Raw genomic sequence first — 12,379 nt, 5'->3', positions numbered from 1 at the left:
GCCTTTTTAAGAGGAAATAGGCTGCAGTTTACGTTATTGGATCAAGGAGACGCATGTAATTAATTTTGATGGAATCTGGGAATTGTCTTCTTCCAAGGGCGGATGTTTTTACGAGGGTTCGCATTATGGATGAGATTCCAAATAATAAGAAAGGGATCATTGTCGATGAAACTAAGGGAAATCATACGCAGGTATGGTTCGGGTTTTATACGGCTAAGGGGGAAAAAATAACGGTGGATTTGAAAGAGCCTGCAGCAGAACCTTTCACAATGATTGGCGGCAGAAACGATGATCAATTGCATCTTCAATACAGCTGGAAGGATAAAGACTACAGCTGCACCTATGTTCCGGAGTAACTCTCCACTCCTCTAACTACAACGGGATCAGGCCCTTGTCACCCATCAGTGACAAGGGCCTGATCTGTGATTCCAACAAACTCGAAGCTACGTATATATGATCGCGCACAGTCTACTGTCTTTCCACGGGATCTGTATGCGATAAGACGACACCGGCTGTATCTTCTATACAAACGAATTTTTGTAAAAAATAGTCGCTTTCCTGCCGCCGCCGGCGCCAGAGGCGAACCCGAAACATAATCGGCCTGTGCTTTCATTATTCGGATCCGTCAGATGGATTGCCATTCCCTCAGGCTCTCTATAGACCAGCGAGCCCCCTGCGCGAGTGAGAAACCGGTCCACTTGCGTTCCCGTATTAAGATCTACAGTTGTCAAATACGCATTGCCAGGTGATGGATTCGAGGAGCCGTATGACGTTCCATCCAGTAAATACAGGTAGCTTCCATAAACGCAGTAGCCTTGGAATACACCAAGCGTCGTTGGTTGATAGACGCTGGCAATCGGGGTGCGGCCGCCTAATTTGAAGGCCTGCAGATTAAACACATCATAACGCGGATTTGTTGTGAAGTCTCTGTAACGGACGACCAGATTGCCATGATAATTGTCTATATTGCAGGTATAGCTGTTGTTTCCCGTTCCCGGTACAGTATATTTGACAAGCGATGCATCCGTATTGAACAATGTGGTACCGTTAACAAAAGGGAATCTGCATATTTTCGTTCCCCAGCTGTTCGTACCATCGCTGATGCCATCCGTTTCCGTCCATAAATAAGCTGAAGTGCCGGATGGCTCGACACCGATCGATACCCCGTGCCCGAAGGCTTTAAGCTGCATTTGACCCAATATCGTCCCGGTCAGGCTTAGCTTCGTGACGGTCAAATCCCCGGAGGAAGCAGGAGAACCGTACGTAATCTGTACGGTATAGAGCGCGTTGTTGACACTGTCGAAACCAAATGACTGCAGGACCGTTACACTTCCAAGCGCTATCTCGCGAAACAGCTCGCCACCGGAGCCGCTGAGTGAGAAGCGCGGACTGGCCGGTATGGCCGCCGCCGCTTTGCCGCCGCCAAGGGTAAACGTTGGAAGCATCGCCAGCACAGCGATGCCTCCGCTCAGCTGCAAAAATTTTCTGCGGCTGAACGTTTTTTCCGTCAACCTACTCGTCAGGGGTGCCTTCGCAGAAGCGGCGCCTCTGTTTCCGTCCTGATCCTCCCGTTCTTTGCCAAGCTTTGTCATCATTACACCTCCAAAAAAGGATTCTCGCTTACAACGACAGTTTATTGGATTTCTCAGTATTAGAATAGAGCAAAAAAAATGATATCCCTGGTAAGATATCAACTTTCTTTGTAACAAAAAAACGCATCATTTTACCATATATGGTCATCCCGCTACCCTATCCCTTTCTCCTGCCAGCTTCTAAAATGGAGATAGTCCCCTTTGCAGGATCGGATGGGGCTTCTTATCCTTTGCCTTGGCCTCACATCTTTTAACTTCATTAAGCAAAAGGAGATCTGCGCAATGAAACGAGAATTGCATGCCGACATCGTCATTACCGGAGGAGGAACTGGCGGCACCGCAGCTGCATTAGCTGCGGTGAAATCGGGCAAAACCGTTATCATGACGGAAGAAACGTTGTGGATTGGCGGTCAATTGACAAGTCAGGCTGTTCCGCCGGATGAGCATCCCTGGATTGAGTCCTTTGGCTGCACAAGGAGTTACCGGCAGTTTCGCGAGGGCGTTCGTCAATATTACCGGCAGTTTTTTCCGCTTACAGCCGAATCAAGGGCTCTCCCCCATTTGAATCCGGGAAGCGGCTCAGTCAGCCGTATTTGTCACGAGCCGCGAGCCGCGGTAGCTGTCCTGCACAATATGCTGGCCCCGTATATCCACAGCGGCCAGCTTCGGATTCTGTATCGTTATGTGCTTGAGCAAGCCGAGACCATAGGCGACCAGATCCGCTCGGTTACAGTAAGGTGCCTGGACACCGGCGATGAACGGCTGCTGCTCGCCCCTTTTTATGTGGATGCTACAGAATGCGGCGATTTGCTGCCCCTGGCAGGGATTGAATATGTGACCGGAGCGGAATCCATATCCCGGACCGGTGAGCCTCATGCGGTAGAAGGACCGGCACAACCCATGAATATGCAGGGCTTTACTTACTGCTTTGCGATGGATCATCTGAATGGTGAGGATCATACGATTGCCAAACCGGAAATGTATGAGTTTTGGCGGGATTACAAGCCCGACTTCTGGCCGGATAAGCTGCTTAGCCTGAGCGGGGTTAGACCTTCTACGATGGAGCCGGTTCAATACGGGCTGTTTGCGGATACCGACAAATTTTCCCTGTTTCTATACCGTCAAATTGTAGATCATCAGCATTTCCGGGCGGGAACCTTCCCAAGCTCTATATCGCTGGTGAACTGGCCGCAAAACGACTATTGGCTGGGACCGGTTATTGATGTCAGTGCGGAGGAAAAGGCCCGCTATTTGTTTCAAGCCAAGCAGCTCAGCCTCTCCCTGCTTTATTGGCTGCAGACCACTGCGCCCCGGCCGGATGGCAAAGCAGGATATCCCGGACTCCGTCTGCGGCCTGATGTGGTCGGTACAACAGACGGAATGGCGATGTATCCCTATATTCGTGAATCCAGGAGAATAGAGGCCGAATTCACTGTTCTAGAGCAGCATGTAGCTACCGCATGCCGGCCGGACGGCCAAGCGGAATCGTTCCACGATTCCGTCGGCATTGGCTGTTATCGCATTGATCTGCATCCCAGCACAGGCGGCCAGTCCTACATTGATATTTCCTCCCTCCCCTTTCAGATTCCGCTCGGCAGCCTCATACCCAAACGTATGAGCAATGTGCTGGCAGCAAGTAAAAACATTGGCGTGACCCATATTACCAATGGCTGCTACCGATTGCATCCTGTGGAATGGAACATTGGAGAAGCGGCTGGTTATTGTGCAGGTTATTGTCTGGATCATGACATGAAACCGAGCGATGTCCGCAGCAGCGAAGAAGAGCTCGCAGGCTTTCAGAAAAGGCTGGTGCAGGAAGGCATCGAACTGTCATGGCCAGCCATTCACGCCGTCTGACAGCGGCATGAACTTTCGATAAGCTGGTATTAACAAAAAAAAGATGACTCCTGATTGTGATTGATCAGGAGTCATCTTTGTTATTTCGCGGATGAATACCATTCATTGGCGGCCTTGACCATATCCGCGCCTCCCTCTGCGTGCCATTGAGCCAGAAACTGGTCATAAGCATCCAGCGGCTCCGTGCCGGCAATAAACTTCAGTACATTGTCGTCCAGCAGCTTGTTCAGCTTCAGCGTGTTTTTGGATACCGCTTCGATTGGCGGAGCCAGGGACATCGGATCGACGACGATGATTCCTTCCGCGTTTTTCTGGAAATTTTCATAATAAGACTGGAGAATGGGATCTTTGCGAACACGTGCCTGCCAATAAACCGGGTAATGTTCTTCATCTACGCCTGTCATGAATGCGCTGGCATTGCTCAGATCATCATTGAATTTGGGCAATATCGGATAATATTTTCCATCCTTTACTTCATGATGAACGCCTTCGATTCCGATCGCCATCCCCTTGAATGTTTCGGGCTCCAGCTTGGCGTTCAACAGCTTCATCGCATCCTCTTTATGCTTGGAGGCTTTGGGGATGGCGATGAACCAGGTGGTATTGGCTACAGCTCCCACAACCGCTTTTCCCTCTTTGTTCTTTAAGTACGGAATGATCGATACAGCCGCATCAGGAGTGTTCTTGTTCAGCGCGCTGATCGTACTGCCTGCATTCCACCAAGCTAATTTATAGACTGCGGCCTGACCGCTGGAGAATTTCTCAATGGCTTTGGACGCCGTGTTAAGGGGCATTTCCGTGTCCACTAATCCCTCGCTGTACAGCTTGTTCATATAAGCAAGAAATTCTTTCATTTCCGGCTGCTCGGCTTTGTGGACAAGTTTGCCGTTTACTTCCTTCCAATCGGTGAGGACCCCGAAGGCTGCAGCGATATCCCCGTAGATGGAATCTCTGCTGCCTGTCAGCGGTATGATTTTCTTCTTCTCCTTGATCGTCTTAAGTACGGTATACAGCTCATCCGTAGTGGTTGGAATGCTCAAACCAAGCTCATCAAGCCAGTCCTGCCTTACAACCAGCTCCTCCCCGATACTGACGCCTGCTCCCGTCTCCGGAAGCGCGTAGATCTTGTCGTCAATTGTTGCGCTCCCCCATGATTCGGGCTTGATAGCCTGATTAATATAGTTTCCATGTTCGGCAAGAAGCTCGTCAATCGGCTCCAGGGCGCCAGCCGTAGCCAGGTTATAGAACTGGGCTGAGCTCAATTTCATAAGGTCGAAGCTTTCTTTGCTGGCCATCAGCAAGTTCAGCTTTTCATCGGCATTCTCCGCAGGCAGCATTTCATATTGCATGTTATAGCCTGTTTTTTCCTTGATGTAATTGCCGGTGTATTCTTTGTTAGGATCGAATAAGCTGTACTGCATAATCATGCGGAGGCTTGGCTTCGTTTCTTCTTTTGTATTTGCATTGTCCCCTTCGGTATTCCCCGCAGCGGGGGCGGGCTCCGGGTCTGAACTAGGCGAACCGCCGCAGCCTGCGACAACTAAGCTTAATCCGAGAATAAGGGCAAGACTTGCTGTTCTCTTCATCATGCTTGAACCTCCTGAAATGTGGAATATTAGACTTCTTGTGATGAACGTAATTGACATCCGATCTTCTACAGACTAATCAAGGCACAATTGGAGCAGCATCACCATCCTTTAATGCTCTTACCATCAGCCCTTGACCGAGCCTACCAGAACGCCTTTGACAAAATACTTCTGCAGAAAGGGATAAACGAGCAGGATCGGTATCGTAGCCAGCAGGATCGAAGACGCCTGAATGGATTGCGGCGTGGTATTCAATGCGGCATCCACATTGTCCTTGAGAAAATCGCCCCCCGATGATACGAACAGCTCCTTCAAATACAGCTGCAGCGGCTTTAGCGCAGGATCTGTAATGTAGATCATAGAGGCAAAATAATCATTCCAGAAGCCTACGGCAAAGAACAAGGCAATCGTAGCCAGCACGGGCATGGATAGGGGAAGGATGATTGCCGTGAACACCCGGAAGTTTCCGGCTCCGTCCAGCTTGGCTGATTCCTCCAATGATTCAGGCAGTGCTTCGAAATAATTTTTGATAATCAGCATGTTGAACACATTCACCATGGCGGGTAAGAACAATACCGGGAACGTATTGACCAGATGCAAATTATTCATGAGCAGGTAGGTGGGAATCAGCCCGCCGCTGAAAAGCATCGTGAATATAAACATCAGCAGCAGCCACTTTCTCCCCCGCAGCCTGAGTTTAGACAACGGATATGCCGTGATCGTCGTTAGCAGCAAACCGAGTACCGTCCCCGTTATCGTCAGGAGAACAGAGATCTTCAGAGAATTAAGAAACATCGCATCCTGCAGCACATATCCATAAGTGCCATACTGAAACCCTATTGGCAGCAAGCCTACTCTCCCCGAAATGACAGCCTCCTCGCTGCTGAAGGATTTGGCGATCAGATTAACGAAAGGAAGCAGCGTGGTGAGGCCCAGCAGAACAAAAAATAAATAATTGAAGACGGTGAATATTTTTTCCGCCAGTGAGCTTTTAATCTCACCTTTTAGGCCTGCTGCTTTCCCAAGTTCAACGGCTGGGCGTCTATTCATCTAAGTTCCTCCTCCCGTTTACCAGATTCCCCGCTGTAAATATTTTCTGCTTAATGCATTACCGGTGATCACAAGCGTAAATGAAATAACGGCTTCGAACATGCCAACCGCCGTCGAGAAGCTGTAATCCTGATTGCCAAGACCCATTCGGTATACATAGGACCCTATAACATCCGAGACCTTGTATACGACGGGATTGTACATCACAAGAATCTGCTCGGTACCGGCCTCCAGAATACTGCCCAGGCGCAAAATAAACATCAGGATGATAATGGGCGCGATTCCCGGCAAGGTGATATGCCACAGCTGCTTCATCCGGCCTGCACCATCGATTTTGGAAGCTTCATAGAGCATGGGATCAATGTTGGAAAAAGCCGCCAGGTACACAATGGTGCTCCAGCCAGTCTCCTTCCATCCCGCCGAAGTGATCAATACGCTGCGGAAGATGCTGTTGTCGAGGAAGAAGGAAATGGGTCCGTGATTCATCGCTGCCAGCAGCTTGTTTACTAGACCACCGTTCGTCGATAAGAGATCGATGAACAGTCCGCTGACAATGACCCATGACAAGAAATGAGGAAGATAAATGACGGTTTGTATCGTTCGTTTGAATAATAGGTGGCGCATTTCATTCAACATCAAGGCTACTATGATTGGCAGAGGAAATAGAATACCGATTTTCAGGAGGCTGATGATCACCGTATTTTTGAAAACCAGGGCAAAATCCGGCGAAGTAAACAATTTCTCGAAATGCTTGCCTCCCACCCAGGGACTGTCGGCAAAACCGGTAAAAATGTTGAAATCCTTGAAGGCGATAACAATCCCGTACATTGGCGTATACTTGAACAGCAGAATAAACAAAATGCCCGGGACGAGCAGGATATACAGGTCCCATTCCCGCCATATATCCGACCACAGCCGGCTCCAGTAACTCTGGCGTGAACGGGTGGGCGGCAGCTTATCCAGCGCAGGCTTCATCTTACTCCCCCTCTTGGTGGTTTGACGTACTTGGTACTTTAAATTGTAGACGCCTCGGATGATGATGAGTAGGCGAGAGTCATTACTATTTCTGGTAGTTTGATGTTTAGTTTTCGGCAAAAAAACCCGACTCACTCCGCATTAGGAGCAAATCGGGTCTAAGACGGACCTTTAAGGTTTACATTCACCAGGGTTCATGCCCCAGTATTTGCGAAACACTTTGGTGAAATAACTGACATCCCGATAGCCGACCATGCGGGCGGCATCATATACCTTTAAGCCTTCCTGCAAAATAGCTTTGGCTCGTTCCATCTTGCGCTCCAGCACATAGGCCGAGAAGACAGTCCCCATCTCTTGCTTGAATAACCGGCTCAAATAAGACGAATTCACGTACAGCCGCTCTGCAACGGTATGCAGCGTTATTTCCTGCTCCATTTCCTGATCTAATATCGCCAGAATCTCTTTCACCACCTGATTGCTGGTCGTCCTGCGCTGGTTCTGCATGAAGGCGGTGATATGACTCACGACGCGGGTTGACCATGACCTGGTCTGTAACTGCGTATTGAGCAGCTTCACATTTTGAAAATAAATAAAATCATCCTCCACGACATTCCTGACCATCCAGCCTTGTTTCTGAATGATCCGGATAAACAAGCTGCTCAGATAAAGCACCGCCTCATGAACTTCATCTGCTGACTCAAATTGTTTAAACCCTTCCTCCCACCATCCCGCCAATGCTCCCAATGCCTTATCCTCATCTGCGGATTCCAGGGCAATCTCCAATGTCTTCTCCAGGCTTTGATGAGCAAAATGATTGTGCTGGCTTCGCTCAAGAACCTCCCGGTAAGGGATGGCAATATCCGGCCCAAACACCATTCGCTGCTGCAGGGCTCTGCATGCCTGCGCATACAGCAGACCCATTTCCTCCAAGCTCCCTGCAGCCGAGCAGATGCCGGCACTTGCGGTAACCTTGAGCACAGCTTTCGTCTTGGATAACAGCTTGGCAACGACCGAGTTTAAGAAAAGCATCGCTTCATGGGGAGATTGTCCGGCTTCCAAAATAAATACCAGCAGAAGTTGATGGTTGGCGTCCGAACTGACCCAGCAGGCAGGATGGGACATTAATTCTCTGGCCATGCATAGCAGCGTAAATTGCAGCATCGGCCTATCCCGGGGATTGAACCGCGTGTCATTGTCATCAATCGGGTCCAGATCAATAACGGCTACGCCGATCTGGTCATCCTCCTTCAATTCCATATAGAGATCTCTACTTATTTTTAATACCTCCCAGCCTGCAAACTTTCCATTGACCCAATTTTGAAAAAAGTTGTTTTGCAGGACTGGCAGATGCTCCTTCCATTTCTGTTCCAGCGCCGCCTTGCTCTGCCACTGCTCCAATTCCTCCTGCAGCTGCTGCCTGGCTTCGATAACGGCCTCCAATATCTCCTCTTCACCTGCCGGTTTAAGCAAATATCGGGTAACCCCATGCTCCATCGCATCCTGCGCGAAGGCAAAATTATCATGACCGCTAAGGATGATCATCTTTATAAAGGACTTTGCTTCCTGCCTTTCCTGAAGCCTGCGCACCAAAGTAAGACCATCCATCTCGGGCATCTGCACATCAATGATCATGATATCCGGCTTCTTGCGTTCGGCCAGCTTCAGTGCCTCCACCCCGTTCGATGCCACCCCTACCAGGTCGATCTCATGTTCCTCCCAAGGCATATTATAGGCGAGCGCATTGCGCAAGCGGGGTTCATCCTCCACAATCATCAGATTCATAGGGATGCCTCCTCCTTCATTTGATCATAGAGTCCGGTTTGCTGCTGAAGAGTCTCCTTACAGCGGTCCAGGGGAATCGAGAGAGTAACCGTCGTCCCTTCTCCTACTATACTGCGGATCGCCATCACCGATTGCTTGCCATAATACAGCTGCATTCGGGTATACACGTTTCGCAGGCCGAACAGATCCTTGACGTTTTCTTGATCCTGTGACAGGGAAGGATAACTGCGCTGCCCCATTTGCTTCAACTCGTTTTGAATATAGCAAAGACGTTTGCCTTCTATCCCGGTTCCATTATCTTGTACACTGATGTTCAGGAACTGCTTGTCGTCCACCCAACTGGAGATACTCAGGAGACCTCCGCTCGTTCGTCCCTCCATACCGTGCAAAATGGCATTCTCCACCAGAGGCTGAAGCATCAGCTTCATGATCAGTACATCCTTGCTCTCTTCCGCAATCTGGTACGCCACCGTGAAATTTTCAAGAAAACGCAGCTGCTGGATCCGGATGTAGTAATGAAGATGGACCAGGCTCTCTTCGATGGAGAACACTTCCTTGCCCTTATTCAGGCTTAAACGAAAAAACTTGGACAGGTTCATGACCATTTCGCTTATTTCCTCCGCCTCGTAGTTTTTGGCCATCCAGTAGATGGAATCCAGCGTGTTATACAGAAAATGAGGGTTGATCTGCGATTGCAGAAATTTAAGCTCCGTAGTGGTTAACCGCAGCTGCTGCTCATAATGGTCCTCGATCAGATGCTTCTGATAAATAGTCATCTGATTAAATGAATCGATCAGAAACCCGAATTCATCCTTTCGTTTATTCTCCAGCTTGATATCCAGCTTGCCGTTGCCAAGCTGCTTCATCCCCCGGGAAAGCTTGTGTACGGGCGAGGCGATGCCGCTGTACACCACCCACGAAATGCCCACTGCCAGGAGAATGCTGACTGCAATAATCGTATAAGTGAACATACGCAATTGATCGGTCTGCTCATAAAGTTCTTCTTTGGGCTGGACCAGGGTCAGCCTCCAGAGTGAATATTCGGAGTCAATCGTAACTGCCATTTCGCTGTCAACGATGTGCTGCTCCGCCAATTCCCCGCCGCTGCCAGTTTCCACAACCAGCTCTCCCTTCTCATTACGCAGGCTTATCCGGGTGTTCTTCGAGGGGAGCAGCACCTTGATTGCATTAAGAAGCTTGTTCTTGTTAAAGGTTACAACCAACAGATTGGACTTGCGGTCCGTATTATATAAATCCATGGAACGGACCAGGAAGAGGCTGTCGGCGTTCAACAAGCTGCCAAGCGTCATCCCATCTGCGACCTGTGCATCCGCTAGCATATAACGCAGTCCCGTCCCGTTGGTACGGGAGGCATTAACCAGCCAATCCTGTTGAGGTTCCGATAAAATCCGGCGCCCTCCAAAATTCGTAGAGATAAGCATATGGGAAGCCTGATGGTAAATTGAAATCTCCGAGACAAACCGATTGACGGAAATCAAATTGGATAACTGCTTGAGAATAAGCGAATAATCGACGATCGATTCCGGCGACAAATTCGAATTGTTTTTGTTCAACAGCTCAATTATGCTGGGGTCGGCAGCGATGACGGCTGAGATCTCCTCCACGTTCTGCAATGCCAAATCAATATAGTCCATCGTGGAGGACAGCGCCATCTGCGTCCGCTCAACCGCCTGCTCATAAAGAATATCGCGGGATTTCTCGATAGCAAACAAACTGACCAAGACCAGCGGAAGCAGGATAAGGAGAAAATAGCCCGTAAGGCGCATCTGGATATTTCTCGAATAACGTTCTCCAATCCAGTACAGCAGTTTAGTCATTGCGTATCCCGCCCCCTCCCCGATTTCTTTTGTTTCCCGTACCATTCGTTCACTTCTTTAGTTATTTCGTCCCCACCCTGCTGCTTCCATTGCTCCACAAACCGATCAAAGGCATCTATGGGCTCAATGCCCATAATAATATTGATTAAACCGTCTTGCAGATCCTTCAGCTGCTTGTCATAGTGGCTCATGGCCGGTGTAGGAATCCCGTAAAACTCATTTTCTATGAGATTCTGTTCAATCGTTTGCAAATTATCATACAGATGAAAATCACCCAGCGAGTCCAGTCTTTCCTTGAACAATACAGGGTCCGGCACATCCACTAACGATTGATAAATGCCTCTGTACAGATGTTGGTCATGCATCGCAAAATCCGTTACCATCTGTCCGTTCTCCATTGTCCAGATCTCATTCTCAAAGCCCAGCTTCAAATTCTTATAGTCGCCGGCAATGAAATCCAGCATTTTGATGACCAGCTCCGGATGTTTGGTTCCGACGGGTATGACGTTGTATCCGCGTATATTATCCTGGCTGTTCACGCCTTTCTCACCGTGGATACCTGTCGGGTAGTCCAGGGCTATCCACCGGGCATTTGGATCTTTCTTCATATTGGCGGCAATGGGACCTCGGGTATCGTACCAGGTGGCCGAGAACAAGCCGACCTTTCCATTCTCCACCTTCTCATACAAATTGTTATGCAGATTCAAGGGGAATTCGCGATCGAGCAGCCCCTCATGATACAAGCGGGCCAAATATGCGAGCGCTTTCTTGGTTTCCGGCATAATGCTGCCGTTTACGAGCTTGCCATTCCTCTCGAACCAGGCGTTCAGCTGTGTGCCAAATGCGCCAAAGAAAGGCGAAGACCGGCTCATGTCCGTCATCAGGGTAAGCCCTACCGTATCCTGTTTGCCGTTGCCATCGGGATCATTTCTGGTAAAAGCCTTCATGACTTCGTAATAGTCATCCAGTGCAACGGGCGGCTTCAATCCCAAACGATCCAGCCAATCCTTGCGGGCATACATAATCTCATTGCCGATGACCTCATTCAAGCTTGGGACAGCATAAATTTTCCCGTTGTACCGGACTCTGTCCCATACCGAGTCCGGGATTTTTTCCTTGAGATTGGGTCCGTATTGGTTAATCAAATCATCGAGGGAAAGAAGGCTTCCCTGCATGGCATAATGATTAAACCAGACAGAGTTGTAGGTATGGAGCAGATCGGGCAAATTTCCGGAGGACATAATGACATCCAGTTTCTCCTCATACACCTCCGGCGGCGGAGTACTCACTTTAATATCCAGATCATTCATCTTCTCGATGTAGTTCAAGTAGGGATTGTTATTTTCGTCCATTCCGGCTGGAAAAGTCATTCCAAGATTGCTGATGACAATAGAAATAGCGGGCTTTTCGTGTGAACTGCTGTCATTTAATCCGCGCTGATTCGACCATTCGCATCCCGAGCACATATAGAACACAGCGGTTATGAAAAAGGAAGACAGCAAGGATTTCGAGCACAAAGATCTGATTCCATGCCTCCTTAATAAGGGAGCAGATGCCTGTATTCGTTTTTCTAACATGGTTGTTCACTCCTTCGGATCATGGCTGCAGACCGTTTATTAAAACGGTAACTCGACAAAAGGGAACTATAAAATACTGATATTTCGAACCTTTCGTGCCAGCAATATGTTTCCAGCCGCTA

At 49.0% G+C, this 12,379-nt stretch carries 9 protein-coding genes; 2 read left to right on the top strand and 7 right to left on the bottom strand.

All coding sequences use genetic code 11. The features are described from left to right. The first annotated feature begins 125 nt into the window (after positions 1–125). The gene (locus IEY46_RS08255) at positions 126–356 is read left to right on the top strand and encodes a hypothetical protein (protein ID WP_188990867.1); all 231 of its coding nucleotides are present in this window, start codon (positions 126–128) and stop codon (positions 354–356) included. A 165-nt stretch (positions 357–521) separates the two neighbouring features. On the opposite strand, the gene IEY46_RS08250 is transcribed toward IEY46_RS08255, so the two are convergent. After that, positions 522–1,592, bottom strand: coding sequence for a phage baseplate protein (locus IEY46_RS08250; RefSeq protein ID WP_188990865.1), 1,071 nt, complete (start codon positions 1,590–1,592; stop codon positions 522–524). 282 nt (positions 1,593–1,874) lie between these two features. On the opposite strand from IEY46_RS08250, the gene IEY46_RS08245 reads away from it, so the two are divergent. Then, entirely contained in the window at positions 1,875–3,449 is a 1,575-nt protein-coding gene (locus IEY46_RS08245; RefSeq protein ID WP_188990862.1) for an FAD-dependent oxidoreductase, read from the top strand. Between the two features lie 80 nt (positions 3,450–3,529). On the opposite strand, the gene IEY46_RS08240 is transcribed toward IEY46_RS08245, so the two are convergent. From IEY46_RS08240 to IEY46_RS08215, 6 genes are all read right to left on the bottom strand, one after another. Next, a complete protein-coding gene (locus IEY46_RS08240; protein ID WP_188990860.1) occupies positions 3,530–5,038 on the bottom strand; it encodes an extracellular solute-binding protein in 1,509 nt (502 codons plus the stop codon). 123 nt (positions 5,039–5,161) lie between these two features. Next, on the bottom strand, positions 5,162–6,085 hold the full coding sequence (locus IEY46_RS08235; RefSeq protein ID WP_188990858.1) for a carbohydrate ABC transporter permease: 924 nt from the start codon (positions 6,083–6,085) through the stop codon (positions 5,162–5,164). 18 nt (positions 6,086–6,103) lie between these two features. Beyond that, positions 6,104–7,060: an ABC transporter permease gene (locus tag IEY46_RS08230; RefSeq protein ID WP_188990856.1), complete on the bottom strand. Its 957-nt coding sequence runs from the start codon at positions 7,058–7,060 to the stop codon at positions 6,104–6,106. Positions 7,061–7,231: 171 nt separating this feature from the next. Continuing rightward, positions 7,232–8,842 carry a response regulator gene (locus tag IEY46_RS08225; protein ID WP_188990854.1) on the bottom strand — a complete coding sequence of 537 codons (1,611 nt, stop codon included), beginning with the start codon at positions 8,840–8,842 and terminating at the stop codon, positions 7,232–7,234. Next, positions 8,839–10,680, bottom strand: coding sequence for a sensor histidine kinase (locus IEY46_RS08220; RefSeq protein ID WP_188990852.1), 1,842 nt, complete (start codon positions 10,678–10,680; stop codon positions 8,839–8,841). The genes IEY46_RS08225 and IEY46_RS08220 overlap by 4 nt, the downstream gene beginning before the upstream one ends. Beyond that, on the bottom strand, positions 10,677–12,257 hold the full coding sequence (locus tag IEY46_RS08215) for an extracellular solute-binding protein (RefSeq protein WP_188990850.1): 1,581 nt from the start codon (positions 12,255–12,257) through the stop codon (positions 10,677–10,679). The genes IEY46_RS08220 and IEY46_RS08215 overlap by 4 nt, the downstream gene beginning before the upstream one ends. Positions 12,258–12,379 lie beyond the last annotated feature (122 nt).

The sequence above is a fragment of the Paenibacillus nasutitermitis genome (genome assembly GCF_014641075.1).
Taxonomy (GTDB): domain Bacteria; phylum Bacillota; class Bacilli; order Paenibacillales; family Paenibacillaceae; genus Paenibacillus_Z; species Paenibacillus_Z nasutitermitis.
The sequence above is the reverse complement of the archived record's forward strand: the minus strand, read 5'-3'. Positions and strand labels throughout refer to the sequence as shown.

Excerpts from the sequence above, each read along its gene's own strand:
- IEY46_RS08255 (WP_188990867.1), top strand. The coding sequence starts at position 126 with ATGGATGAGATTCCAAATAATAAGAAAGGGATCATTGTCGATGAAACT.
- IEY46_RS08250 (WP_188990865.1), bottom strand. The coding sequence starts at position 1,592 with ATGACAAAGCTTGGCAAAGAACGGGAGGATCAGGACGGAAACAGAGGC.
- IEY46_RS08245 (WP_188990862.1), top strand. The coding sequence starts at position 1,875 with ATGAAACGAGAATTGCATGCCGACATCGTCATTACCGGAGGAGGAACT.
- IEY46_RS08240 (WP_188990860.1), bottom strand. The coding sequence starts at position 5,038 with ATGATGAAGAGAACAGCAAGTCTTGCCCTTATTCTCGGATTAAGCTTA.
- IEY46_RS08235 (WP_188990858.1), bottom strand. The coding sequence starts at position 6,085 with ATGAATAGACGCCCAGCCGTTGAACTTGGGAAAGCAGCAGGCCTAAAA.
- IEY46_RS08230 (WP_188990856.1), bottom strand. The coding sequence starts at position 7,060 with ATGAAGCCTGCGCTGGATAAGCTGCCGCCCACCCGTTCACGCCAGAGT.
- IEY46_RS08225 (WP_188990854.1), bottom strand. The coding sequence starts at position 8,842 with ATGAATCTGATGATTGTGGAGGATGAACCCCGCTTGCGCAATGCGCTC.
- IEY46_RS08220 (WP_188990852.1), bottom strand. The coding sequence starts at position 10,680 with ATGACTAAACTGCTGTACTGGATTGGAGAACGTTATTCGAGAAATATC.
- IEY46_RS08215 (WP_188990850.1), bottom strand. The coding sequence starts at position 12,257 with ATGTTAGAAAAACGAATACAGGCATCTGCTCCCTTATTAAGGAGGCAT.